General features: G+C 58.8%; 27 protein-coding genes. 20 read left to right on the plus strand and 7 right to left on the minus strand.

Features of this window, described 5'->3' with window-relative positions; all coding sequences use genetic code 11:
* Positions 1 to 101 precede the first annotated feature (101 nt).
* A complete protein-coding gene (locus GWQ29_RS09660) occupies positions 102 to 347 on the minus strand; it encodes a hypothetical protein (RefSeq protein ID WP_265432924.1) in 246 nt (81 codons plus the stop codon).
* Between the two features lie 130 nt (positions 348 to 477).
* Here GWQ29_RS09660 and GWQ29_RS09665 point away from each other — a divergent pair, with 130 nt between their 5' ends.
* Positions 478 to 1761: an MFS transporter gene (locus tag GWQ29_RS09665; RefSeq protein WP_169046339.1), complete on the plus strand. Its 1284-nt coding sequence runs from the start codon at positions 478 to 480 to the stop codon at positions 1759 to 1761.
* Between the two features lie 71 nt (positions 1762 to 1832).
* On the opposite strand, the gene ahpF is transcribed toward GWQ29_RS09665, so the two are convergent.
* The 3 genes from ahpF to GWQ29_RS09680 form a co-directional block, all read right to left on the minus strand.
* The gene (gene ahpF / locus GWQ29_RS09670) at positions 1833 to 3425 is read right to left on the minus strand and encodes an alkyl hydroperoxide reductase subunit F (protein WP_113720347.1); all 1593 of its coding nucleotides are present in this window, start codon (positions 3423 to 3425) and stop codon (positions 1833 to 1835) included.
* Between the two features lie 111 nt (positions 3426 to 3536).
* Positions 3537 to 4103, minus strand: a complete 567-nt coding sequence (ahpC, locus tag GWQ29_RS09675; RefSeq protein WP_005900002.1) for an alkyl hydroperoxide reductase subunit C — start codon at positions 4101 to 4103, stop codon at positions 3537 to 3539.
* A 655-nt stretch (positions 4104 to 4758) separates the two neighbouring features.
* Complete coding sequence (locus GWQ29_RS09680) at positions 4759 to 5205, minus strand: CBS domain-containing protein (RefSeq protein ID WP_275919309.1); 447 nt, start codon at positions 5203 to 5205, stop codon at positions 4759 to 4761.
* A 211-nt stretch (positions 5206 to 5416) separates the two neighbouring features.
* Here GWQ29_RS09680 and queA point away from each other — a divergent pair, with 211 nt between their 5' ends.
* The 7 genes from queA to nlpI all read left to right on the plus strand — a co-directional run bounded on the left by queA (position 5417) and on the right by nlpI (position 12414).
* Positions 5417 to 6484 carry a tRNA preQ1(34) S-adenosylmethionine ribosyltransferase-isomerase QueA gene (gene queA, locus GWQ29_RS09685; protein WP_275919310.1) on the plus strand — a complete coding sequence of 356 codons (1068 nt, stop codon included), beginning with the start codon at positions 5417 to 5419 and terminating at the stop codon, positions 6482 to 6484.
* A gap of 70 nt (positions 6485 to 6554) precedes the next feature.
* Entirely contained in the window at positions 6555 to 7691 is a 1137-nt protein-coding gene (tgt, locus tag GWQ29_RS09690) for a tRNA guanosine(34) transglycosylase Tgt (protein WP_005310380.1), read from the plus strand.
* 51 nt (positions 7692 to 7742) lie between these two features.
* A complete protein-coding gene (gene yajC / locus GWQ29_RS09695; RefSeq protein WP_021139832.1) occupies positions 7743 to 8078 on the plus strand; it encodes a preprotein translocase subunit YajC in 336 nt (111 codons plus the stop codon).
* An 18-nt stretch (positions 8079 to 8096) separates the two neighbouring features.
* On the plus strand, positions 8097 to 9950 hold the full coding sequence (gene secD, locus GWQ29_RS09700; protein WP_265422103.1) for a protein translocase subunit SecD: 1854 nt from the start codon (positions 8097 to 8099) through the stop codon (positions 9948 to 9950).
* 9 nt (positions 9951 to 9959) lie between these two features.
* Entirely contained in the window at positions 9960 to 10907 is a 948-nt protein-coding gene (gene secF, locus GWQ29_RS09705) for a protein translocase subunit SecF (RefSeq protein WP_111589383.1), read from the plus strand.
* A gap of 100 nt (positions 10908 to 11007) precedes the next feature.
* Complete coding sequence (locus tag GWQ29_RS09710) at positions 11008 to 11376, plus strand: rhodanese-like domain-containing protein (protein WP_021139835.1); 369 nt, start codon at positions 11008 to 11010, stop codon at positions 11374 to 11376.
* Positions 11377 to 11466: 90 nt separating this feature from the next.
* Positions 11467 to 12414 (plus strand): lipoprotein NlpI, encoded by a 948-nt coding sequence (gene nlpI / locus GWQ29_RS09715; protein ID WP_345893295.1) that lies wholly within the window; start codon positions 11467 to 11469, stop codon positions 12412 to 12414.
* 482 nt (positions 12415 to 12896) lie between these two features.
* Here nlpI and GWQ29_RS09720 read toward each other — a convergent pair whose 3' ends face one another.
* Both GWQ29_RS09720 and GWQ29_RS09725 read right to left on the minus strand, forming a co-directional pair.
* On the minus strand, positions 12897 to 13769 hold the full coding sequence (locus GWQ29_RS09720) for a U32 family peptidase (protein ID WP_271771042.1): 873 nt from the start codon (positions 13767 to 13769) through the stop codon (positions 12897 to 12899).
* Positions 13770 to 13846: 77 nt separating this feature from the next.
* Positions 13847 to 14842 (minus strand): peptidase U32 family protein, encoded by a 996-nt coding sequence (locus GWQ29_RS09725; protein ID WP_275909351.1) that lies wholly within the window; start codon positions 14840 to 14842, stop codon positions 13847 to 13849.
* Positions 14843 to 15031: 189 nt separating this feature from the next.
* Between GWQ29_RS09725 and GWQ29_RS09730 the strand changes: the two genes are divergently transcribed.
* A complete protein-coding gene (locus GWQ29_RS09730) occupies positions 15032 to 15571 on the plus strand; it encodes an SCP2 sterol-binding domain-containing protein (RefSeq protein ID WP_169046334.1) in 540 nt (179 codons plus the stop codon).
* Here GWQ29_RS09730 and GWQ29_RS09735 read toward each other — a convergent pair.
* A complete protein-coding gene (locus GWQ29_RS09735; RefSeq protein WP_169046333.1) occupies positions 15518 to 15934 on the minus strand; it encodes a hypothetical protein in 417 nt (138 codons plus the stop codon). The genes GWQ29_RS09730 and GWQ29_RS09735 overlap by 54 nt on opposite strands.
* A gap of 180 nt (positions 15935 to 16114) precedes the next feature.
* On the opposite strand from GWQ29_RS09735, the gene trmJ reads away from it, so the two are divergent.
* The 11 genes from trmJ (at position 16115) to pepB (GWQ29_RS09790) (ending at position 25072) form a co-directional block, all read left to right on the plus strand.
* Positions 16115 to 16837, plus strand: coding sequence for a tRNA (cytosine(32)/uridine(32)-2'-O)-methyltransferase TrmJ (gene trmJ / locus GWQ29_RS09740; protein ID WP_169046332.1), 723 nt, complete (start codon positions 16115 to 16117; stop codon positions 16835 to 16837).
* Positions 16838 to 16930: 93 nt separating this feature from the next.
* Positions 16931 to 17434, plus strand: coding sequence for a Fe-S cluster assembly transcriptional regulator IscR (iscR, locus tag GWQ29_RS09745; protein ID WP_275919312.1), 504 nt, complete (start codon positions 16931 to 16933; stop codon positions 17432 to 17434).
* A gap of 57 nt (positions 17435 to 17491) precedes the next feature.
* Positions 17492 to 18706 (plus strand): IscS subfamily cysteine desulfurase, encoded by a 1215-nt coding sequence (locus GWQ29_RS09750; protein ID WP_059112288.1) that lies wholly within the window; start codon positions 17492 to 17494, stop codon positions 18704 to 18706.
* 41 nt (positions 18707 to 18747) lie between these two features.
* On the plus strand, positions 18748 to 19131 hold the full coding sequence (iscU, locus tag GWQ29_RS09755) for a Fe-S cluster assembly scaffold IscU (protein ID WP_005310405.1): 384 nt from the start codon (positions 18748 to 18750) through the stop codon (positions 19129 to 19131).
* A gap of 15 nt (positions 19132 to 19146) precedes the next feature.
* Complete coding sequence (gene iscA, locus GWQ29_RS09760) at positions 19147 to 19470, plus strand: iron-sulfur cluster assembly protein IscA (protein WP_005310407.1); 324 nt, start codon at positions 19147 to 19149, stop codon at positions 19468 to 19470.
* The gene (locus tag GWQ29_RS09765) at positions 19463 to 19585 is read left to right on the plus strand and encodes a hypothetical protein (RefSeq protein ID WP_275919313.1); all 123 of its coding nucleotides are present in this window, start codon (positions 19463 to 19465) and stop codon (positions 19583 to 19585) included. Before iscA ends, GWQ29_RS09765 begins: the two co-directional genes overlap by 8 nt.
* Positions 19586 to 19594: 9 nt before the next feature.
* Positions 19595 to 20113 (plus strand): co-chaperone HscB, encoded by a 519-nt coding sequence (gene hscB / locus GWQ29_RS09770; protein ID WP_275919314.1) that lies wholly within the window; start codon positions 19595 to 19597, stop codon positions 20111 to 20113.
* 28 nt (positions 20114 to 20141) lie between these two features.
* Positions 20142 to 21989, plus strand: a complete 1848-nt coding sequence (hscA, locus tag GWQ29_RS09775) for a Fe-S protein assembly chaperone HscA (protein WP_265458152.1) — start codon at positions 20142 to 20144, stop codon at positions 21987 to 21989.
* A 1-nt stretch (position 21990) separates the two neighbouring features.
* Positions 21991 to 22329, plus strand: coding sequence for an ISC system 2Fe-2S type ferredoxin (fdx, locus tag GWQ29_RS09780; protein ID WP_005310414.1), 339 nt, complete (start codon positions 21991 to 21993; stop codon positions 22327 to 22329).
* Between the two features lie 158 nt (positions 22330 to 22487).
* Positions 22488 to 23792 carry an aminopeptidase PepB gene (gene pepB, locus GWQ29_RS09785; RefSeq protein ID WP_275919315.1) on the plus strand — a complete coding sequence of 435 codons (1305 nt, stop codon included), beginning with the start codon at positions 22488 to 22490 and terminating at the stop codon, positions 23790 to 23792.
* Entirely contained in the window at positions 23789 to 25072 is a 1284-nt protein-coding gene (gene pepB, locus GWQ29_RS09790) for an aminopeptidase PepB (RefSeq protein WP_275919316.1), read from the plus strand. The genes pepB (GWQ29_RS09785) and pepB (GWQ29_RS09790) overlap by 4 nt, the downstream gene beginning before the upstream one ends.
* Positions 25073 to 25233 lie beyond the last annotated feature (161 nt).

The raw sequence follows: 25233 nt of genomic DNA on the forward strand, positions 1-25233 counted from the left end.
GCTACCCGATAAAACCAAGGCCATCCCAGCGGGTGGCCTTGTTGTTTGTGGCGCATGTCTGACATGACATCACGCCGGAGTCTTCCCAGCCTCGGGCTGCGTCAGGACCTGGCCGGTGCGAGCAGCGCCAGGGCTTTGGCCAGGGTATCGACGGACGCCTGATGCTTGCCTGCCTTGTGCAGGGTTTCCCCTTCGGCGCGCAGCCTTTTCACCTCGGCCAGTTGCTCTGCACTGAGGGCTGGGCCTTTGGCGAGGGCGTCATCGATGCTCTTCATGTCTGCAGGGCAGTGAAAGGCGAGGGCGTTGCCGGCAAAGAGCAGGCCGATCATCAACAGTTTGGTTTTCATGTTTGTTACCTCAAGGAGGGGGCTCATCAAGGATAGCGCGCCCCTTGCAGGGCCGGTTGGGTTGATGTGGGCAGGAAGCAAGCGGTACCATGACTGTTTAGCTCATTAATGAGCCACACAGGGAGACCCAATGTCACTCACAAGGTTGCTGTCACCCTTGGCCAGTCTGGTGATTTTTATCCTGGGCCACGGCATGTTCAATACCCTGCTGACGGTGCGCCTCTCGGCCGAGCAGGTGTCGGTGCAAGCCATAGGCCTGGTGTCGGCTGCCTATTTTGGCGGTCTGGTGCTGGGCGCTTTCGTCAATGCGCGCCTCATTATCCGGGTGGGTCATATCCGGGCCTATGCGGCCTACGCCTCCCTGCTCTGTTTTCTGTTCCTGCTGCACGGCATGGTAGTGGAACCCGTCAGCTGGGCGGCGCTGCGGCTGGTGGGGGGCTTTGCCACCGGCGGTCTGTTCGTGGTGCTGGAGTCCTGGATGCTGGTCTCTAGTTCCCCGGCCAACCGGGGGCGGCTGATGTCGCTCTACATGATATTGCTCTACGGCTCACTGGCCATGGGCCAGTTGCTGCTCAAGTGGGTGGATCCCATGGTGCTGACACCGTTTGCCCTGTGTGCCATGGCGGCCACCCTGTCGGTGGTGCCGCTTGCGCTCTCCCGGGTGGCCACACCGGCCATGGTGGCGCCGCAACCGGTCGGGGTGATCGAGCTGGTGCGGCTCACCCCGGCGGGCATGGGTAGCAGTTTCACCTCAGGTCTTATCCTCGGTGCCATCTACGGTCTGTTGCCACTTTATTTTACCGACAGCGGGGCTTCGCTTTCGCGGGTGGCGGACATGATGGCGCTGGTGATCCTGGGAGGCATGTGCCTGCAGTATCCCATTGGCCGTATCTCTGATCGCTATGACCGGCGGCTGGTGATCCTGCTGCTCAGTGCCGTGCTGACCCTGCTTGCTTTGCTGATGGTGTTGTTGCCCGAGGATTGGCGCGAGCCGATCGCCGGCGTCCTGGTGTTCTTGCTGGGGGGGATGGCGTTCTCCATTTATCCCCTGAGTCTGAGCCATGCCTGCGATGAGCTGCGCCCGGATCAGGTGTTGGGGGCCAATCAGGGGTTGCTGCTCGCCTACAGTTTGGGCGCCATGATAGGGCCATTGCTGGCGCCTTTTGTCATGATGCAGTTCGGGCCACAGGGGCTGTTTGTCTACTTTGCCCTGTGCGGCGCCCTGCTGACGGCGTATCTGGGCTGGCGCAAGCGGCAGCGGGCACCCATTCCACTGGCCGAGCATCAGGTGTTCATGCCGGTACCGCCCAATACTCCCATGACAGCGGAGCTGGAGCCGAGAACGGATCTGGAAGGGGAAGCTGTGCCGGCGACCTTTGCCACGCCCGAGGCGGAGGATGTGAAGACCAACTAGCGCTTGGTGAATAACACGGATAAAAAAGCCGACTCCAGGGAGTCGGCTTTTTACTGGCACGAGGGCCGTTATCAGGCGGTCACGGCATCGGCCTTGGCGGATGTTTCTGCCGCTTCCGGCGCCGCATTGCGGATGAGGTAATCAAATGCCCCCAGCGCTGCGGTTGCACCAGCTCCCATGGAGATGATGATCTGCTTGAACGGCACTGTAGTGGCGTCACCGGCAGCATAGACACCAGGCAGGGAAGTGGCGCCCTTGGTGTCGATCTCGATCTCGCCGAAGCGGGTCAGTGCCACCTCGCTCCCCTTGAGGAACTCGGTGTTCGGCACCAGTCCGATCTGGACGAAGATGCCAGCCACCGCCAGGTGCTTGATTTCACCCGTGGTGCGATCTTCATAATCCATCCCCACCACCTTGCTGCCATCACCGATCACTTCGGTGGTGCGGGCGCTCATGATGATGTCGATGTTGCCCATGGAGCGGGCTTTCTTCTGCAGCACTTCGTCGGCGCGCAGGGTATCGGCAAATTCGACCACTGTGACGTGCTCGACGATGCCGGCGAGATCGATGGCTGCTTCGATACCGGAGTTACCACCACCTATCACTGCCACGCGCTTGCCCTTGAAGAAGGGACCGTCGCAGTGGGGGCAGTAGGCCACGCCCTTGGTGCGGTACTCGAGTTCGCCCGGCACGTTCAGGTCACGCCAGCGGGCACCGGTCGCCAGGATCACGGCGCGACTCTTGAGGGTGGCACCAGAGGCCAGCTCTACATTCACATAGCCGTCCTTGCTGATGGCGGCGGCACGCTGCTCGGTGATCACTTCCACACCGTACTGCTTGACGTGCTGCTCCAGGCTGGCGGCCAGCTTGGGACCTTCGGTGTAGGGCACGGAGATGAAGTTCTCGATCCCGACCGTGTCCATCACCTGACCACCAAAACGCTCTGCGACGATGGCGGTACGAATGCCTTTACGGGCGGCATAGATGGCTGCTGCGGCACCAGCCGGGCCACCACCCACTACCAGCACGTCATAGGGGGCTTTTTCGCTCAGTTCGGCGGCCTTGCGATCGGCCGCACCGGTATCGAGCTTGGCAATGATCTCTTCCAGCGAGATACGGCCCTGGCTGAACGGCTGACCGTTCATGTAGACGTTCGGCACCGCCATGATCTGGCGCTCGTTCACTTCGTCCTGGAACAGGGCTCCGTCGATCATGGTGTGGGTGATACCGGGATTCAGGGTCGCCATCAGGTTCAGCGCCTGTACCACGTCCGGGCAATTGTGGCAGGAGAGGGAGATATAGGTCTCGAAGTGAAACTCGCCCTTCAGCTGCTTGATCTGCTCCAGTACGGCCGGATCTGTCTTGGAAGGGTGGCCGCCGCTTTGCAGCAAGGCGAGCACCAGAGAGGTAAATTCATGACCCATGGGGATGCCGGCAAAATGAACGCGCGGGGCTTGGCCCTGTGGTGCAACGCTCATTGAAGGCTTGCGGGCATTACTGCCATCAGTCATGGCAATTTTTGGGGACATCTCGCTGATCTCGCGGGCCAATGCCAGCAGTTCTGCGGATTTGTCACTGTCGTTGCCGGACACGCTGATCTCGATGGGATTGACGATGTACTGCAGATAGGTGTTCAGCTGTTGTTTGAGGTTGGTATCCAACATCTTCGAATTCCTTCTTAATGATTGCGGGTCGGCGATGACTGGCCTGATGCTCCAAGAGGAGGCCAGAAAGCAGACCGGCCCTTGAATGGGCCGGTCTTGGAAGCGGGAGGCTTAGATTTTGCCTACCAGATCCAGGGACGGGGCCAGGGTGGCGTCGCCTTCTTTCCACTTGGCTGGGCACACTTCACCCGGGTGGGAAGCTACGTACTGAGCGGCTTTGACTTTGCGCAGCAGTTCCAGCGCGTCACGACCGATGCCGCCAGCGTTGATTTCAACGATCTGGATGATGCCTTGCGGGTCGATAACGAAGGTGCCACGGTCAGCCAGGCCAGCTTCTTCGATCATGACGCCGAAGTTGCGGGTGATGGCGCCGGTCGGGTCACCAATCATCGGATACTGGATCTTCTGGATGGTGTCGGAAGTGTCGTGCCACGCCTTGTGAGTGAAGTGGGTGTCGGTGGAGACGGAGTAGATCTCGACGCCCAGCTTCTGGAATTCAGCGTAGTTGTCAGCCAGGTCACCCAGCTCGGTCGGGCAAACGAAGGTGAAGTCAGCCGGGTAGAAGAACACCACGGACCACTTGCCTTTCAGGTCTGCGTCAGACACCTGAACGAACTTGCCATTGTGGTAGGCGGTGGCGTTGAACGGCTTGATTTCAGTGTTGATATAGGTAGACATGTATTAGCTCCTTGGTGATGTACATATGCCTGTCTGGTATTGAAGAGTCTGTCCGGACCAGGCGTTTAACGTTCGATGGATTCATCATAGGGGCTTTTCTTAATCGATTAAAGCCGCAAAATTGAATCACTTCAATCTATCTATTAGATAACCAATCGCTGCTGTACCTAACATGAATATCTCTGGCGTACAGAGGTAACCCCTTGTCGAGATTCAACATCTGTGCGGCACATCGGCTTTTCAAGGTCAGAATGGCTATTTGTATTGTGAGGCGGCAGGACGGTGTAGTGGCGTGCTACGCAATGGGAGCAGGAAGGGCAAGGCCGGGCAGGATAGTGCAGATAAAAAAATCCCGGCGTTGTCGCTATGACAAGGCCGGGTCATCAAACAAGGAATGGCTATATAAACAAAAGCTTTACAGCAAAGACTAACTACGGGGTGTGCAAACTTGCATACATATGAGAGGAAGAGGCTGGGTGCACAATCCCTCGTCTCCCCCTCGGCAACTATTGCATGGGGGAGATAATAGTGTGATGCAGATCACAAAGCAAGGTAGTGATGTAAATTTTCAATCAAAATGAAAGTATTTCAGCTTTAATGTCGATTTAATATGCCGAAAACGCTTTTATTGTAATTTTATTACATTATTTTTAGATCAGAAGTCGCTGGGTGGCTCCTGTTCCTCCATCAGTTCGAGCAAGTTGATGGCGACCGCAATGAAATCCGACTCTGTCACTATGCCGATCAGCTTGCGCCCCTTGAGAACCGGCAGGCAGCCATATTTGTGGCGCTGCAGGTAGAGGGCTGCCTCCTTGATGCCGGCGTGGGGATCCACGCTCGCCACCTGGCGGGTCATGATCTCGTCGAGCTGGACACTGTCGGTGAATTCCGCCTCCCGCTCCGGGTTGATGAGCAGCAGTTTGGACTCGCGGGTGGCCAGGATGTCGGTGAGGGTGACCAGACCCAGCAGATGATGGTGTTCGTCGACGATGGGAATATGGCGGATCCGCTCCTGCTGCATCAGATCCATCGCCTGCTTGACGCTGTTTTCCTGACCCAGAGTGAAGGGATGTTCTGTCATGATCTCGGATAAGGTCATCATGGTGGGCCTCCTTGTGTATCTGCTTTCACCCTAGCCCAGCCCCCGCAGGCAAAACATGATCAGGGTCAATACAGATCATTAAAGAATCATTAACCGGATGGATGTCGCAATATTGCTCGCTATCCCTTGTCTCTCTTGGGTTTTTGGTCTTTTGGGTTGCCTTGGAAGAGGGGGATAACTAGACTAGCCGCCGATTCCCCCGAGGTGAAAGATGCAAGTATCCGATTTTCATTTTGATCTGCCAGACGAGCTGATTGCCCGCTATCCGATGGCAGAGCGCACCGCCAGCCGCCTGTTGCAGCTCGATGGTCAAAGCGGCGCCCTGCGCCATGGTCAATTTGTGGATGTGCTGGACCAGCTCAACCCCGGCGATCTGCTGGTATTCAACAACACCCGTGTCATTCCGGCGCGCATGTTTGGCCAGAAGGCCAGCGGCGGCAAGCTGGAGGTGCTGGTGGAGCGCATCCTGGACGAGCACAGCGTGCTGGCACATGTGCGGGCCTCCAAGGCGCCCAAGCCCGGTACCCGCCTCATCCTGGATGGCGGCCCCGATGGTGAAAAGGTCGATGCCGAGATGCGTGCCCGCCACGATGCCCTGTTCGAGATCCACTTTCTCGACCCGCGCCCCGTGCTGGAGATTCTGGAAGCCATAGGCCATATGCCGTTGCCCCCCTATATCGACCGTCCCGATGAGGACGCCGACAAGGAGCGCTACCAGACCGTTTACAATCAGAAGCCGGGCGCCGTGGCGGCGCCGACCGCCGGCCTGCATTTCGATGAGCTGCTGCTGGCAAAGATCCGCGCCAAAGGGGTTGAAACGGCCTTCGTCACCCTGCATGTAGGGGCGGGGACCTTCCAGCCGGTGCGGGTGGACAAGATTGAAGATCACCACATGCACTCCGAATACGCCGAAGTGCCGCAGGAGGTGGTGGATGCCATAGCCGCAACTCGCGCCCGGGGTGGCCGGGTGATTGCGGTGGGCACCACCTCGGTACGCTCCCTGGAGAGCGCAGCCAAGGCAAGTCTGGCCCAGGGCAAGCCGCTGGCGCCCTTTTTCAGCGACACCGACATCTTCATCTTCCCCGGCTACCAGTTTCAGGTAGTCGATGCCATGGTCACCAACTTCCATCTGCCGGAGTCGACCCTGATCATGCTGGTCAGCGCCTTCGCCGGGTACGATCACGTGATGGCGGCCTATCAGGCGGCCGTGGCCGAGCAGTACCGTTTCTTCAGCTACGGGGACGCCATGTTCGTCACCCGTCGCCGGGCAGTGGCATAAGCCTCGCCCTTTATACCGGGCCTTCGGGCTCTCTATTGTCAGACTGTTTCTCTGACGCAACGAGGTAGCAATGAAATTTGAACTGAAAACCACCGACGGCCGTGCCCGTCGCGGTCAACTGGTCTTCGAACGTGGCACTGTGCAGACTCCCGCCTTCATGCCGGTCGGTACCTATGGCACCGTCAAGGGGATGACCCCGGAAGAAGTACGCGAGACCGGCGCCGAGATCCTGCTTGGCAACACCTTCCACCTCTGGCTGCGGCCGGGGCAGGAAGTGATGCGTGCCCACGGCGATCTGCATGACTTCATGAACTGGCAGGGCCCGATCCTGACCGACTCGGGTGGTTTCCAGGTGTTCAGCCTGGGGCATATTCGCAAGATCACCGAAGCGGGCGTGCACTTCCGTCACCCCATCAACGGCGAGAAGATCTTCCTGGACCCCGAGAAATCCATGGAGATCCAGTACGATCTGGGTTCCGATATCGTGATGATCTTCGACGAGTGCACCCCGTACCCGGCCACTTACGAAGAAGCGCGCAAGTCCATGGAGATGTCCCTGCGCTGGGGCAAGCGCTCCCGCGACAAGTTTGATGCTTTGGGCAACAAGAACGCCCTGTTCGGTATCATTCAGGGTTCCGTGTATGAAGAGTTGCGGGATGTGTCCCTCAACGGCCTGCTGGAGATCGGCTTCGACGGTTATGCGGTTGGCGGTCTGGCGGTGGGTGAGCCCAAGGAAGACATGCACAGGATCCTAGAGCACGTCTGCCCGAAAATTCCGGCTGACAAGCCGCGCTACCTGATGGGCGTGGGCAAACCGGAAGATCTGGTGGAAGGGGTGCGCCGTGGAGTCGACATGTTCGACTGTGTGATGCCGACCCGCAATGCCCGCAACGGTCACCTGTTCACCACGGATGGGGTGGTCAAGATCCGCAACGCCAAGTATCGCAGCGACACCAGTACCCTGGATGCGGACTGCGATTGCTACACCTGCAAGAACTACACCCGCAGCTATCTGTATCATCTGGACAAGTGCAACGAGATCCTCGGTGCCCGTCTGAACACCATTCACAACCTGCGTTATTACCAGCGTGTGATGCAGGGTTTGCGGGACGCGATCGAGCAGGGTAAATTAGACGACTTTGTAACTGAGTTTTACCGTCGGCAAGGGAAGCCTGTGCCTCCGTTAGCTGAAAATGACGTGAAATAACAACGACATATAAGTTAGTTATCAAATCTACATCAAATAAGAGGTTGTTAAATGAGCATTATCTCCAAGGCGTATGCAGAAGGCGCAGTTCCGGGTGCACAGGGTGGTGGTATGGAAATGATCATCATGCTGGCCGTGTTCGGTCTTATTTTCTACTTCATGATCTATCGTCCCCAGGCCAAGCGCGCCAAGGATCACCGCAACCTGATGAGCTCCCTGGCCAAGGGTGATGAAGTACTCACCTCAGGTGGCCTGGTTGGCAAGATCGCCAAAGTGTCCGCCGATAGCGAATATATTGTGCTGTCCCTGAACGATCAGACCCAGGTCACAATCAAGCGTGACTTCGTCTCTGCCGTACTGCCCAAGGGTTCTATCCAGTCCCTTTAATCTCCTGAGGAGCACAGCGTGTTAAATCGCTATCCGCTGTGGAAATACCTGATGGTGGTCTTCGTGATCGCCATCGGTTTTCTATATGCAGCCCCCAATCTTTACGGCGAAGACCCTGCCTTGCAGATTTCTGCCAGCCGTGGTGCCGAAGTCAAGTTAGAGACGCTTGATCAAGTGAAGGAGACGCTCGAGGCGGCTCAGATCCCGGTCAAACATGCTGCGTTCGAGCACGGCTTCATTCTGATCCGCTTCAAGAACACTGAAGATCAGCTCAAGGCGCGTGATGTCGTTGCCAGCAAGCTTGGCGATAATTTCATTACTGCCCTTAACCTGGCACCTTCTACCCCCGCCTGGCTTGAAGCCATCGGTGCGGCCCCCCTGAAGCTGGGTCTTGACCTGCGTGGCGGTGTGCACTTTCTGATGGAAGTGGACATGGCGGAAGCACTGACCAAGCAGCAAGAGCAGATGGTGCAGGATTTTCGCACCGAGCTGCGTACCCAGAAGATCCGTTACTCCGGCGTACGTCGGGTCGGTGATCAGGTACAGGTTCTGTTCCGTGATGAAGCGGATCAAGCCAAGGCTGTGTCTCACCTGCGTCGCCAGAATCCGGATTTGACCTTCACCACAGAGCAGAAGGGGGATGAGTTCATCCTGCTGGCTGGTTTGAGTGAAGCCAAAATCAAGGAAGTGAAAAAGTACGCACTCGAGCAGAACATCACCATCATCCGCAATCGGGTGAATGAACTGGGGGTGGCTGAGCCGCTGGTACAACAGCAAGGTGCCGAGCGCATCGTGGTGGAACTACCCGGTATTCAGGATACGGCCCGTGCCAAGGAGATCCTGGGTGCGACCGCGACCCTGGAATTCCACATGGTCGATGAAACGGCCGATATTCAGGCTGCTGCCGATGGTCGTGTACCGCCGAGTTCCAAGGTGTACAACGACCGCAACGGTCGCCCCGTTGTGCTGCAAAAGCGGGTGATCCTGACCGGTGACCACATAGTGGGTGCCCAGTCTGGTTTCGATGAGTACAGCCGTCCCCAGGTCAATATCAAGCTTGATGGCCAGGGTGGCAACAAGATGGCGAACTTTACCAAGGACAACGTCGGTAAAGGCATGGCGACCGTCTTCATCGAATACAAGCCTGTGGGCCAACCCGGTCCGGATGGCAAGCGCAAGTTCCGCAAGCAGGAAGAGGTGATCAACGTCGCCACTATCCAGTCGCGCCTTGGCAGCCAGTTCCGCATCACGGGTATCGACAACGCCAACGAAGCCCATAACCTGGCGCTGCTGTTGCGTGCCGGTGCCCTGATCGCACCCATCCAGATCGTTGAAGAGCGCACCATAGGCCCAAGCCTGGGTCAGCAAAACATCGATAACGGTATGGAAGCCATCGGCTGGGCCATGCTGGTGATAGTGCTGTTCATGGGCATCTACTACCGCACCTTCGGCTGGGTGGCCAACCTGGCGCTGGTATTCAACCTGGTATTGATTGTCGGCATCATGTCGATGATCCCGGGGGCCACCATGACACTGCCGGGTATTGCCGGTATCGTCTTGACGCTCGGTATGGCGGTGGATGCCAACGTGCTGATCTTCGAGCGTATCCGGGAAGAGATCCGCAATGGTCGCGGTGTGCAGCAGGCCATTCATATGGGCTTTGATCGCGCATTTTCGACCATCGCTGACTCCAACGTTACCTCGCTCATCACCTGTGTGATCCTGTTCGGTATCGGTACCGGTGCCATCAAGGGCTTTGCCTTGACCCTGGGTATTGGTCTGACGGCTTCCATGTTTACTGCCATCACGGTTTCCCGCGCCATTATCAATCTGGGCTGGGGTGGACGGCGTATCGACAAGCTGCCGATCTAAGGAAGAGACATGTTTCAGATTCTACATTTTGAAAAACCTATCCCGTTTATGCGCTATGCCAAGCCGGGTGTGGTCTTCTCTACCCTGCTGATGGTGATCTCCCTGTTCTTCCTGTTCGATCGGGGCCTGAACTGGGGTCTGGACTTTACCGGCGGTACCACCATAGAGGTGGGATTCCAGCAGTCGGTGAGCCTGGACAAGATCCACGAGGTGCTGGATGAGCAAAAGATTGAAGGGGCGACCCTGCAACACTTCGGCTCCAGCCGCGATGTGCTGGTGCGCATGACCCCAGAAGAGGGGGTCAAGGTGGAACAGCAGGGCAACGAAGTGCTGGCGGCAGCCAGGCAGATCGATCCTGATGCCGTGCTCAAGCGTGTCGAGTTCGTCGGCCCCTCAGTGGGTGATGAACTGGCCACCGATGGCGCCTTGGCCATGCTCGCCTCCATCCTCTGCATCATGGCGTATGTGGCGGTGCGCTTCGAGTGGCGTCTGGCGTTGGGGGGGATTGTTTCTCTGGTGCACGACGTTGTCATCACCCTGGGCGTGTTTGCCTACTTCCAGTACGAGTTCGACTTGACCGTGCTGGCGGCGCTGATGACCCTGGTGGGTTACTCCTTGAATGACACCATAGTGGTGTTCGACCGGCTGCGGGAGAATTTTCGCAAGGTGCGCAAGGGGGATACCGAGTACATCCTGGATCTCTCCATGACCGAGACCCTGAGTCGGACCATCATTACCTCGGGTCTGACCTTCGTGGTGGTGTTGGCACTGCTGCTCAAGGGCGGTGCCCTGATCCACGGATTTGCGGTGGCCATGGTGATAGGTGTTGCTTTCGGTACCTACTCCTCCATCTATGTGGCGAGTGCCTTCGCCATGTTCCTCGGGGTCAAGCGGGAGCACATGCTGCCGACCCTGGTGGAAAAAGAGGGCGCGGATCAGCAAGAGATCCTGCCGTAATCGACAAGGGCGCCGTGAGGCGCCCTTTCTCTTATGGGGCGGGTGAGTCATTATGCTCCCCGATGACCCATCTTCCATTACCTAAGGCAAGGAGCAAGCCATGCAACACAATCCCCGTTTTCTGGCCCTGGTCGAGGCCATTCGTCCTCAGGTGCAAGAGACTGACGTGCACCAGATCAAACGTTGGCAGGATGAGGGGCGTGCTTTTCACCTGATCGACGTGCGGGAAGAGAGCGAGTGGGCCAGAGGTCACCTGCCAGGGGCGGCCTACCTTGGTCGCGGCGTGATTGAACGCGACATCGAGACCCGCTATCCGGATCCGCAGACTGAACTCTATCTCTATTGTGGTGGGGGTTTCCGCTCCATCCTGGTGGCGGAAAATCTGCAAAAAATGGGTTATAGCCGGGTTGTCAGTGTCGATGGCGGTTTTCGGGGCTGGTGTGAGGCCGGATACCCTGTCGAATCCTGATTTATTTGAGGGAGAGGGGAACCGCCACATGACAAAGTGGCGGTTGACCTTTACCATATGCGGGGTCAAGCGTAAGCGTCGGAGTGTTCATTGAACGTCAGGAAAGGGATTGGATACCTCCTTGGTGTCCTGTTGTTGCTCCCCATGTGGGGTTGCAGCAGTAGCAGTCAGGTTAAAGTGCCTCAAGTTCCCAAGCCGCAACCCGCTTCACTGGTATTGGCGACCCCCCTGCAGGTCTCTTACCAGAGCGAGTTGGCGTTGGCGCGACTCGGTCAGATGCTCGGTGAGATGGAGTTGACCACTGAGCAACGTGCCGAACTGTTTTATGAGCGTGCCGTGGTGTTTGATCGGGTCGGCTTGCGCTCCCTGGCGAGGCTGGATTTCAACCGTGCCTTGCGGGAGAAACCGGATTTTGCCGAGGCCTATAATTTCATCGGCGTCTATCTGGTGCAGCAGCAGAATTATGACGAAGCCTACGAGGCATTTGATTCCGCTCTCGAACTGGCTCCCGACTATGACTATGCCTATCTCAACCGCGGGATCGCACTCTATTACGGCAATCGCCCCGAGCTGGCCGCCGCCGACATGAAACGCTTCTATGAAGCGCAGCCGGAAGACCCGTATCGGGTGATGTGGCTCTATCTGGCTGAGCAGAAGCTCAATGCGCCGGCTGCCATGAGCAGGATGCGAGAGCGTCTCAACAAATATGACGACGACGCCTGGAACTGGGATCTGGTTCGCCTCTATACCGGTGAGCTCAATGCCACCCAGTTGATGGGCAATGTGGTGAAAGGAGTGAAGGATAACCGGGAGCTCGCCGAGCGCCTGTGTGAAACCTACTTCTATCTGGGCAAGTTTGAACTGGCCAAGGGCAACCGCAAGGAAGCCATCAGCTACTTCAAGCTGGCGCTCGCCAACAACGTGTATGACTTCATCGAGCACAGATACGCCCTGCTGGAGCTGGAGCTGATGGCGCGCAAACCCTTGCCGCCGGGCGCCCAAAGTTCACAGGGCAAGAGCAGCAAACAGACATCCTGATTTGCCTGTGTCTGCGATGTAAAAAAGGCCTCTTGATGAGGCCTTTTTGCTGTCTGCGTGCTGGTATTGGTACGGTGTTATTCCATCAGAGCTCATGCCGGGGATATTTGACACCAGCAGCCGTGGCCGCCGCGCTCAGGTCTGGCATTGGTGCTGTGTCATTCCACCAGGACTTATGCCGGGGATATTTGACACCAGCAGCCGTGGCCGCCGCGCTCAGGTCTGGCATTGGTGCTGTGTCATTCCACCAAGACTTATGCCGGTGATGTTTGACACCAGCAGCCATGGCCGCCGCGCTCAGGTCCGGTATTGGTGCTGTGTCATTCCACCAGGGCTTATGCCGGGGATATTTGACACCAGCAGCCGTGGCCGCCGCGCTCAGGTCCGGCATTGGTGCTGTGTCATTCCACCAGGACTTATGCCGGGGATATTTGACACCAGCAGCCATGGCCGCCGCGCTCAGGTCCGGCACTGGTGCTGTGTCATTCCACCAGACTCATGCCAGGGATCTGGCGCCAGTAACCGTTGCAGTCCCGCTCCTGTTGCAGGGGCAGAGGGGCCTGCCCCTGCTGGTTGGCCTTGAAGCGAGCCAGCATCTCAAGGGTGTCCAGTCCCTCCGGGGAGAGGCGTACCACATCCACCAGATCCGCCATACCGCCAAGCTCGTTGCCGAGGTTGTAACAGTAACCGGACTGGGTCTGGATGCCGTTGAGATTGAACACCTTCTGCCCTTCGCGGCTGCTGGCCAGCCGGCCTGTGGGGTAATGGATGCAGGCGAGCTCGCAGTTGTCTTTGGGCTTGTCGAGGGAGCGGGCGGTAAAGCAGCGCGCCGAATAGGCGAGCGGCAGATGGCCGTAGGCAAACACCTCCACTTCAAACTGCTGGCGGGCAGCGCCCAGATCCTGACAGAGCTGAACCAGCCAGTCGCGGGAGAGCTCCACCGGCATCACCCAGCGTGTCATCCCCTGTTTGAGCAGCATGCGCAGCACATCAGCATTGTAGGCGTTGATGGCGGGGCCACAGACAAACGGGAGCCCGGCCTCGCTGGCGAGTTGAACAGTGCCGAGATCGTTGGCTTCGACCAGCAGGTCACCGTTGTCGACCAGCCGCTTCACCTCCTTGAGTTCGGAGGGGGCAGAGATGAGGGCCAGGGTCGAGAGCACCACTTGCTTGCCGGTGCTGGCCACCTGGCGGGCGAGGGCAATCCAGTCATCTGCTTTCAGCTCGCGGCGTTTGCTGCAGACGGTTTCTCCCAGATAGATGATATCTGCCTGACTGTTGGCAGCGGCTTGGTAGAAGGCCTGGGTGTCGGCCTTGGGCCAGTAGAAGAGCAGGGGCCCGAGAGAAAATTGCATTAGTTGTGCTCCTTGTGGCGACTGAAGGGGCTGAAGGCAGCATCGGTTGTTTCGGGACGAAATGGCATCGGGCCTCCTTATTGCCACTGACGGTGATAGGCGCCCAGGGTAGTCTGGCTCCCTTCAGAGACGCGTGCGAGCTGGGCATCCCACTCGGCTTTGACCTGATAGGCCTCGGGATTGGCCTGATAGGCGTCGATGGCTGCGCGCCAGACCCGGGTAACCTGCTCCACATAGGCGGGGCTGCGCTGGCGCCCTTCAATTTTGACTGACTGGATGCCGGTCTGGAACAGCTCGGGCAAGAGGCCAAGGGTGTTGAGGCTGGTCGGCTCCTCCAGTGCGTGATAGGTCTGGCCATCCACCTCGAAGCGCCCCTTGCATAGGGTCGGATAACCGGCGTTTTCACCCGGACCATAACGGTCGATCAGCACCTCGTTGAGGCGGGACTCGAGGCCCGCCGGCGTCTCCTCCCAGCGCACAAACTTGGCCGGTGAGCAGGCACCGACCGTGTTGGGGCTCTCCCCTGTCATGTAGGAGGATAGGTAGCAGCGGCCCTCCGCCATGATGCAGAGGCTGCCGAAGGCGAACACTTCCAGGCCGACGTCGGTCTCGCGGGCCAGCTGCCGGACCTGGTGCATGGAGAGTACCCGTGGCAAGACCACCCGGCCGACGTTGAAATGCTGCTGATAGAAGCGAATGGCGGCGGCGTTGGTGGCACTGGCTTGCACAGAAACGTGCAGCTCCATGTCAGGATAATGGCGGCTGGCGTAATCGAGCACGGCGAGATCGGCGATGATCAGTGCATCTGCACCCAGGGCAACCCCCCTGTCTACTGCCTGTTTCCATCTGGTATCGGAGCCCGGGTGGGCGAAGGTATTGATGGCGATGTGCAGCTGGCGGCCATGTTGATGCACGTAGTCCACCGCCTTTTCCAGCTTGCTGTCGGTGAAGTTGAGACCGGCAAAGTGGCGGGCATTGGTGTCATCCTTGAAGCCGATATAAACCGCATCGGCCCCGTTATCCACGGCTGTTTTCAGTGCCGGCAAGCTGCCTGCCGGACAGAGTAATTCCATCGGGTACGCTCCGAGAGGGGAAAAATGCAAAAGTGGCCCGATTGTATTCATCGATGCCTTCCCACTTTTTGACCTGAGGCAGCTTTGTGTGGCTTTACCCTTCTTGAGGTAAGTCGGCACAAGTTTGATTTCCAACAGGATCCAGAGTGCAACCCTGTGCTTGAATGCGTAAAAACTTGGGAGTTCATCGTGTTTCAACAACTGCAACGTCGTCTGGTCGAACAGGCCCCCCGCTTTTTGCGTCATCCCCTCAAACTGGTGCCTTTTACTCTGCAGCAGAACCTGATGGAGCGCCTGCTGGCGCGGGTGTTCAAGGAGGCCATCCAGGATGGTGACTTCGCGTTTCTGGCTGGGAAATGGCTGAAAGTCGAGGTATCGGATCTCGAGCTTTGCTGGTTTATCAGCGAACAGGATGGAAAGCTGGTGGTGGCACGCCATTGCGATCGTGCGGATGTCTGTTTCAGCGGTACCACCAACGACCTCATCCTGATCGCTGGTCGCAAAGAGGACCCCGATTCCCTTTTCTTTCAGCGCAAGCTGAAGATTGAGGGAGATACCGAGCTGGGACTGGAGGTGAAGAACCTGATGGACAGCCTGGATCTGGACGGTTTGCCGAGCCTGATGCGCTATTCCTTGATGGATCTCGCCATCTTTATCGAAGGTGCGCGCACCCTGTCAGCGCAGGAGTCGCACCCTGCGCCGACGGGCGGGATCCCGTCTCAAGTGTGAAGCCAGGCCAGCGGCATGGTGGCGGTAGTGACTGCGAACCCACAGGCAGCGGCATGCCCAGGCACAAGGAAGCAAGGCCATCAGGGCCATGGCATCGGGGAGGTGAGAGAGCAGCAACCCCAGCGCCAGCCAGATAAAGGGCTGGGCCTCGTAGAGCCATTCCGGCTGGAACCAGCGCTTGGTCGGAAAGATGACCAGGTCGGTACGCCGATAGCTGGAGCGCATCATCCAGCTCGCCGCACCGGCCACAAACAGCAGGGCACCTGCCAGCCAGAGCAAAGGGGAGTCGGTGAGCATGATCATGCCGACTGCCGTCAACAGATAGCAGGCAGGCAACCTCTCATAAAGCCAATGTGGGTACATGTCGCCTCCACTCGTTTCCTTCTCCATCCTCCAAGTTTAGCCAGCCTCCCCGGTTGGCTAATGATGCTTTGTTCTACAAAATGACGGTTTTGTTGTGAAATGGGACGCCATTTACGGTGCCAAAATAGCGATTGGCTATGTTACAATTGCGCGCCATTTTTGACTGAAGATTGACTGGGCATGTTGGATCAGATTCGTATCGTTTTGGTAAACACCTCTCACACAGGCAACATGGGATCCGCGGCGCGAGCCATGAAGACCATGGGGCTGACCCAATTGGTGTTGGTTGATCCGCAAGCCTTGCCTGATGACGGCGCTCATGCGCTGGCTGCAGGTGCCAGTGACGTGCTCGCCAATGCCCGTATCGTATCGACACTGGATGAAGCCATTGCTGACTGCGGTCTGGTCATCGGCACCAGTGCCCGTTCCCGCACCCTGAGCTGGCCCATGCTGGATCCCCGTGAAGCAGGGGAAAAAGCCGTGGGGGAGGGGATGCAGCACCCGGTTGCCCTGGTGTTTGGCCGTGAACGTACCGGCCTGACCAACGACGAGTTGCAGAAATGCCACTACCATGTGGCCATTCCGGCCAATCCGGAATACAGCTCTCTCAATCTGGCCATGGCGGTACAGACTATCTGCTATGAAGTGCGGATGTGCTGGCTGAAGGCTCAGGCTCCCGAGGTGGAGAGCGAGGCGGATTATCCCAGCGCCCATCAGCTGGAAGGCTTTTATCAGCATCTGGAGCAGACTCTGCTCAAAACAGGCTTCATTGCCGACGACCACCCGGGTCAGGTGATGAGCAAGCTGCGCCGCCTGTTCAATCGGGCCCGTCCGGAAGCGATAGAACTCAATATTTTGCGCGGCATTCTGACCTCGGTCCAGAAGCCAAAGCCGCAGGATTAAACCCGACTGTATTACTCAACCATATACTTGACTGTTTTAGTCGGGTATGTGACCATGTGCCCATATTGATTGGTTCGCAAGACGGTAAGGCATATGAGACTGACCTCAAAAGGACGTTACGCTGTGACTGCCATGCTCGACGTGGCGTTGCATGCAGAGCAGGGGCCCGTGCCCCTGGCTGATATTTCGGAGCGCCAGGGCATCTCCTTGTCCTATCTAGAGCAACTGTTTGCCCGCCTGCGCAAGCATGGTCTGGTGAGCAGTGTGCGTGGTCCGGGCGGTGGTTATCGCCTCGGTCTGGCCCCTGATGCTATCTCTGTCGGTCAGGTGATCACTGCAGTCGACGAGTCGGTTGATGCCACCAAGTGTCTCGGCAAAGGCGGCTGCCACGGCGGTACCCAGTGCCTCACTCACTCCCTGTGGCGTGATCTCAGCGAGCGTATTTCCAGTTTCCTGGGGGATATCACCCTGGCTGAGCTGGTGGCTCAAGCGGACGTGCGCCGGATTGCCGGCAAGCAAGATGAACAAATGAAAACCGTGTTGTCCCTGGTTGATCGGGTAGAACACGGCGATGTGAGCTTGAAAGTCCAACTATAAACAAACGTGCTTTCCACGGCCGGTCGATGTGTGACCCTGGCTGTAACGGAGAAAAACATGAAACTGCCTATTTACCTTGATTATTCGGCAACCTGTCCGGTGGACCCGCGTGTCGCAGAAAAAATGATGCAGTGTCTCACCATGGATGGCCTGTTCGGCAATCCAGCTTCCCGTTCCCACCGCTTTGGCTGGCAAGCCGAAGAGGCGGTAGACCTGGCCCGTAATCAAGTGGCAGAGCTGATCGGTGCAGACCCGCGCGAGATCGTCTTTACCTCCGGCGCGACCGAATCCAACAACCTCGCCATCAAGGGCGTTGCCCACTTTTATGCTGGCAAGGGCAAGCACATCATCACCTCCAAGACAGAGCACAAGGCAGTACTCGATACTTGCCGCCAGCTGGAGCGTGAAGGCTATGAGGTGACTTACCTCGAGCCGATGCCGAACGGCCTGTTCACCTTGGAGCAGATCGAAGGCGCCCTGCGCGATGACACCATTTTGGTGAGCATCATGCACGTCAACAACGAGATTGGCGTGGTGCAAAACATTGCCGCCATCGGCGAGCTGTGCCGCTCCCGCAAGATCCTGCTGCACGTGGACGCAGTCCAGAGCGTGGGCAAGATCCCGGTGGATGTGGAAGCGCTGAAAGTTGACCTGCTCTCTGTTTCTGCGCACAAGGTATACGGCCCGAAAGGGATCGGTGCCCTGTTTGTGCGTCGCAAGCCCCGCGTTCGTCTGGAAGCCCAGATGCACGGTGGTGGCCACGAACGTGGCATGCGTTCAGGCACACTGCCGACTCACCAGATCGTTGGCATGGGTGAAGCTTTCCGTATCGCCAAAGAAGAGATGGCGAGCGAAGGCCAGCACATCATGGCCCTGCGTCAGCGTCTGTGGGATGGCATCAAGGATATTGAAGCCGTCTACATCAACGGTGACCTGGAACAGCGTGTGCCGGGCAACCTCAACGTCAGCTTCGCCTATGTGGAAGGGGAATCCCTGATCATGGCGCTGAAAGATCTGGCGGTCTCTTCCGGTTCTGCCTGTACCTCGGCCAGCCTGGAGCCCTCCTATGTGCTGCGCGCGCTGGGCCTGAACGACGAGCTGGCGCACAGCTCCATCCGTTTCAGCCTGGGTCGCTTTACCACAGAAGAAGAGATTGATTACGCAATCAAGCTTATCCGTGACTCCATCGGTCGTCTGCGCGAGATGTCTCCCCTGTGGGAGATGTACAAAGACGGCGTCGATCTGAACACGGTCGAATGGGCTCATCACTGATCCATCGGATCAGTGATCAACGGAATTAGCAGGAGTTAGATATGGCTTACAGTGAAAAAGTAATCGACCACTACGAGAATCCCCGCAACGTAGGTGGCTTCGACAAGAACGATCCCAACATAGCGACCGGTATGGTCGGTGCTCCGGCGTGTGGCGACGTGATGAAGCTGCAACTGAAGATCAGCGACGACGGCATCATCGAAGACGCCAAGTTCAAGACCTACGGCTGTGGTTCCGCCATTGCCTCCAGCTCCCTGGTGACCGAGTGGGTCAAGGGCAAGACCCTTGACGAAGCCGCCGGCATCAAGAACACTGACATCGCCGAAGAGCTGGCCCTGCCACCGGTGAAGATCCACTGCTCCATTCTGGCTGAGGATGCCATCAAGGCCGCCATCGCCGATTACAAGCAGAAGAAAGGTCTCTAAGGTCAGGAGAGCAGTATGGCCATTACCATGACAGATGCCGCAGCGGCACGGGTTTCCTCTTTTCTGACCAACCGGGGCAAGGGCATAGGCCTTCGCCTCGGCGTCAAGACCACCGGCTGTTCGGGTCTTGCCTATGTGCTCGAGTTTGTCGATGAGCTGGCGGATGAAGATCAGGTGTTTGAGCAGAACGGTGTCAGAATCATCGTCGATGCCAAGAGCCTGATCCATCTGGATGGCACCGAACTGGACTTCGTCAAGGAAGGCCTCAATGAGGGCTTCCAGTTCAATAACCCCAACGCCAAGGGCGAGTGTGGTTGCGGCGAAAGTTTCAGTGTCTGACAGGTTTGACATACATGATGTCCTGCCGGTTGAACTGGTCGAACACGACCAGTTCAACAACACCCTGCTCAGCATTTTTGACGAGTTTGGTGGCGGTGAAAACGTCTGTGTCTAAGAGGTTTGCATGAATCATTTCGAGCTGTTTGGGCTGGTTGAAGGCTTCGAGCTCGATACCCGTCAGCTGGCGGATACCTACCGTCAGTTGCAAACCCAGTTCCACCCCGATCGTTTTGCCACGGCGCCCGAGCGGGAACAACTGGTTGCAGTGCAACGAGCCGCCCAGATCAACGATGCCTACACCACCCTCAAGACGCCCCTGCGCCGAGCCGAGTATCTGCTCTCCCTGCGAGGCACCGATATTCGTGGCGAGCAGCAAACCCTGCAAGACACCAGCTTCCTGATGCAACAACTTGAGTGGCGTGAGCGCCTTGCCGACTTGAAAGGGGAAGCCGACCCTGAGGGTGCCATCAAGGATTTTCGCCAGGAAATAGGGCATGATCACCAGCTGTTGATACAACAGCTGACACTGACGCTTGCCGCTGGCGATGATCTGATCGCGGCTGATTGCGTCCGCAAACTCAAGTTTGTCGACAAGCTCCTCGAAGAGCTGGAACGATTCGAAGACTCACTGTTCGAGTCTTGATCCTTTAACGCTGGAATTTTGATTACCCATGGCATTACTGCAAATCGCCGAGCCCGGCCAGAGCGCCGCACCTCATCAGCATAAACGTGCCGTTGGCATCGATCTTGGCACCACCAATTCTCTGGTCGCGGCAGTGCGCAGCGGCCACGCCGATACCCTCTGCGATGAGCAGGGGCGGGATCTGCTGCCCTCAGTGGTGCACTATCAGGTTGATGCTATCCGTGTCGGCTTTGACGCCAAGCGAGAAGCCTCACTCGATCCTCACAACACCATCGTCTCCGCCAAGCGGATGATGGGCAAGGCCTTGGCCGACATTGATACTCGCCAGCAGCCTTACCAGTTTGTGGCCGCCGATAACGGCATGCCCCAGCTGCAGACCTGTCAGGGGCTGGTCAACCCGGTACAGGTTTCAGCCGAAATTCTGAAGAAACTGGCAGAGCGTGGTGCCGCCGCACTGGGTGGCGAGCTGGATGGCGTTGTCATTACCGTGCCCGCCTATTTTGATGATGCCCAGCGTCAGGGTACCAAGGACGCGGCCCGTCTGGCCGGTCTGCACGTACTGCGCCTGCTCAACGAACCCACTGCCGCCGCGATTGCCTACGGCCTCGACTCTGGTCAGGAAGGGGTGATAGCAGTGTATGATCTCGGCGGCGGGACCTTTGATATCTCCATCCTTCGTCTGCATCGCGGTGTGTTCGAGGTGATGGCCACTGGCGGTGACTCGGCGCTGGGGGGCGATGATTTCGATCACCTGCTGGCGGACTGGATCAAGGCACAAGCCGGCCTTGAAGGTCAGCTCGATGCCAGCACCCAGCGCGAATTGCTGGATGTGGCCGCCGCCGTCAAACACGGCCTGACCGATGCCGATCTGGTGCCCTGTGCCTTTGCCGGTTGGCAGGGGGAGGTGAGCCGTCACCTGTTTGAGGAACTCATCACTCCGCTGGTCAAGCGTACCTTGCTGGCCTGTCGCCGCGCCCTGCGTGATGCGGGGCTGGAGCAGGTGGAAGTGCTGGAGGTGGTGATGGTCGGTGGCTCTACCCGGGTGCCGCTGGTACGCGAGCGAGTGGGGGAATTCTTCCAGCGCACGCCGCTGACCAGTATCGACCCGGACAAGGTAGTCGCCATTGGCGCCGCCATCCAGGCCGATATCCTGGTGGGCAACAAGCCTGATGCCGAGATGCTGCTGCTGGACGTGATCCCGCTCTCCCTTGGCCTTGAGACCATGGGTGGCCTCGCCGAGAAGGTGATACCGCGCAATACCACGATTCCTGTGGCCCGCGCCCAGGAGTTCACCACCTTCAAGGATGGCCAGACCGCGATGGCAATCCACGTGGTGCAAGGGGAGCGTGAGCTGGTAGCCGATTGCCGTTCCCTGGCCCGTTTCACCCTCACCGGGATCCCCCCCATGGCGGCGGGTGCCGCCCACATTCGCGTCACCTTCCAGGTGGATGCGGATGGTCTGCTATCGGTCAGTGCCATGGAGAAATCCTCCGGCGTGCAGGCCGAGATCCAGGTCAAGCCTTCCTACGGGCTGGGGGAGGAGGACATACTCACCATGCTGAGCGCCTCCATCGCCAACGCCCAGCAAGACATGGATGCCCGCATGCTGGCAGAGCAGCAGGTGGAGGCCGACCGAGTGGTCGAAAGCCTCAATGCTGCCCTGGCCGCCGATGGCGATGCGCTGCTGAGCACCGCCGAGCGCGCTGCCATCGACAGTGCGATCACCCATTTGCTGTCCGTGCGCGCCGCAGGGACAACCAATCAAATCAAAGATGCCATCGAGGCGGCGGACGCTGTCAGTGGTGAATTTGCAGCCCGCCGGATGGACGCCTCCATCCGCAAGGTGCTGACCGGACAAAACGTCAACAAGGTGTAATATGCCAAAACTGATTATTCTGCCCCATCCCGAGCTCTGTCCGGACGGTGCCGCGCTCGAAGGCAAGAGTGGCGAGACCATCCTGGATGTGGCGCTGCGCAATGGCATCGAGATCGAGCATGCTTGCGAGAAGTCCTGCGCCTGCACCACCTGTCATTGCGTGGTGCGAGAAGGGTTCGACTCCCTCGAGCCGAGCGATGAGCTGGAAGATGACATGCTGGACAAGGCATGGGGACTGGAGCCGGAATCCCGTCTCAGTTGCCAGGCCAGACTGGCAGACGAGGATCTGGTGGTGGAGCTGCCCAAGTACACCATCAACCTCGCTTCAGAACGCCATTGATGGCACCTTAATTACACATGAGTGAATTGAGCGTGCAGCATCCCATGGTGCAGTAATGATATGGTGAAGGCCGTGACCCTTGAGGGGAACGGCCTTTTTTGTGCTCGTTATTTCCCTATTGATTAATGAAAGTGCCAATAAAAAGGAAGCAAGAGAACATGGCTGACATGATGAACGTACGCTTGTCCCTCCAGGCCGCCGCCGCCCAGTGGGGCGAAGGTGCCCAGCTCAGTTTCAACGGTGACGAGGCCCGCATTCATCTGGGCGCTATCGCCCAGGAAGATGACACCTTGCGCACCATACAGCGTGCGGCCCGCCGTCTCGAGTCCAGCGGTATCAAGCGGGTGAAGCTGGCCGGTGATGAATGGGATCTGGAACGCCGTTACGCTTTCGCCCAGGGCTTCTACGCCGCCAAGGGGACGCGTGAGCTGGACTTTGGCCCACAGAGTGAGTCCGATGCCCTCGAGCTGGATGCGCTGATCAAGGCGACTCGCTGGGTGCGTGAGGTGACCAACGGTTGCCCGGAAGCCATTTATCCCATGAGCCTGGCGGAATCAGCCTTGCTGCTGATCCGTGGTCTGGGTGGGGATCAGGTCACTGCCCGTATCACAGCCGGCGAGGCGTTGCGTGAGGCCGGCCATATCGGCATCTGGTCGGTAGGTCGTGGCAGCGAGCGAGAGCCCGTGCTGCTGGAGCTCGACTACAACCCGACCGGGGATGCCAACGCTCCCGTGGTGGCCGCCTTGGTGGGCAAGGGGATCACCTTCGATTCCGGTGGCTACTCCATGAAGTCCTCCGACAACATGCTGCCGATGAAATCCGACATGGGTGGCGCCGCCATGGTGACTGGCGCGCTGGCGCTGGCCATCAGCCGCGGCCTCGACAAACGGGTCAAGCTGATCCTCTGCTGCGCCGAGAACCTGGTCTCCGGCCACGCCTTCAAGCTCGGTGACATCCTCACCTATCGCAACGGCATCTCGGTCGAGATCCAGAACACCGACGCGGAAGGCCGTCTGGTGCTGGCCGATGGCCTGCTGGCCGCCAGCGAAAGCGGGGCAGCCTACATCCTCGACGCCGCTACCCTGACCGGCGCCGCCAAGACTGCGCTGGGTCGCGACTACAACGCCGTGTTTGCCCTCGATGAAGTCGAGCAGCAACGGGCACTGGCAGCCGCCAAAGCCGAACATGAGAAGGCCTGGGCCCTGCCACTCGAACCCTGGCACGTGGGCCAGCTCACCTCTGCCTTTGCCGAGTTGGGCAACGTGGCCTCTGCCGAGGGCACGGCCGGTGCCACCACGGCGGCTGCTTTCTTGTCCCGTTTCGTGCGTAACGAGGGCAAGGGCTGGGTGCACCTGGATCTGGCGGCTTCTTATCAAAAATCAGGCAATGATCTCTGGGCAACCGGTGCCAAGGGCCACGGTCTGCGCACGATTGCTCGCTGGTTGCAGGAGGTGGGCGCATGAACGTCTGGTTGAGCCGAGAGTTTGCTCCCGCCGAGTGGGGGGAGGGGGCGCTGCTCTCTCACCGTGCCGATGGCATGGTGATCCATCTGGTGACCGCTACGCCGCTGATCGATATTCAGCAGGCAGCGCGTCGCCTGTGCAGCCAGGGGATCCAGAAAATGGCCCTGGCCGGTCATTGGGAGCGCGAGCAGCAGTGGGCCTTCGCCCAGGGACTGCAGACCCCCAAGGCCGAAGTCGAGCTGCAGTGGGCCACCTCGTCCGAAGAGGACAGGGAGGAGCTGGAGGCACGCTGGCTGTGCGGACGCTGGGTCCGCGAGATGACCAATGCCACCCCGGAGCAACTGGGGCCGCTGGAGCTGGCGGTGGAGGCGGCAGCCTTCATCACCGAACTGACGCCGGACAGGATCAGTCATCGCATCCTGAAAGGAGAGGCGTTGCAACAGGCAGGGTGGGTCGGTCTTTATCAGGTTGGCCGTGGCAGCGATCGCGAGCCCGTGCTGCTGGAGCTGGACTACAACCCGACCGGGGATCGCAACGCCCCGGTGGCGGCGGCCCTGGTGGGCAAGGGCATCACCTTCGACTCCGGTGGCTACTCCATGAAAACCTCCCAGGGCATGCTCACCATGAAGCATGACATGGGGGGGGCGGCCATAGTGACCGGTGCCCTGGCGCTGGCCATACTGCGCGGCCTCGACAAGCGGGTGAAGCTCATCCTCTGTTGCGCCGAGAATCTGGTCTCCGGCCACGCCTACAAGCTGGGTGACATCCTCACCTACAAGAACGGCACCACGGTCGAGATCGTCAACACGGATGCCGAGGGACGTCTGGTGCTGGCCGACGGCCTGCAACTGGCAAGCGACAGCGGGGCGTCGCTCATCATAGATGCAGCCACCCTGACGGGCGCCGCCGTCATGGCGCTGGGAGGGCGTTACAACGCCCTGTTTGGACTGGACAAGGGACTGGTGAGTCGTGCCATGGCTTACGCCGATGCCGAGCAGGAGCCCGCCTGGCCGCTGCCGCTCGAGCCCTGGCACCGCCAGCAGTGCCCGTCTCACTATGCCGACACGGCCAACAGCCGCCCTGTGCCGGGCGGTGGCCCTGGCGGCGCTTCCAACGCGGCGGGCTTCCTCTCCCGCTTCGTCGGCAATGAAGGACGGGGTTGGTTGCACGTCGATCTGGCCGCCTGTTTCAGCGAGAACGGTGACAGCCTGTGGGCGCCGGGCGCCAACACCCTGGGGATGCGCACCATAGCGCATACCCTGCTGGCGGAAGCGCGCTGAGCAGGATGACAATCGTCAAGTAAGGGCACCTGAGGGCTGTCTCTTATACAAAAATCCCCAAGCGTCGCTTGGGGATTTTTTTGAACTTCTCTCCCATTCTGTGATCTGAACCTTTCATCGCTCTCTTCCCTGGTTCTAACATGCCCTTCACTCAACCGGCG

The sequence above is a fragment of the Aeromonas sp. 2HA2 genome (assembly GCF_029237345.1).
GTDB lineage: Bacteria > Pseudomonadota > Gammaproteobacteria > Enterobacterales > Aeromonadaceae > Aeromonas > Aeromonas salmonicida.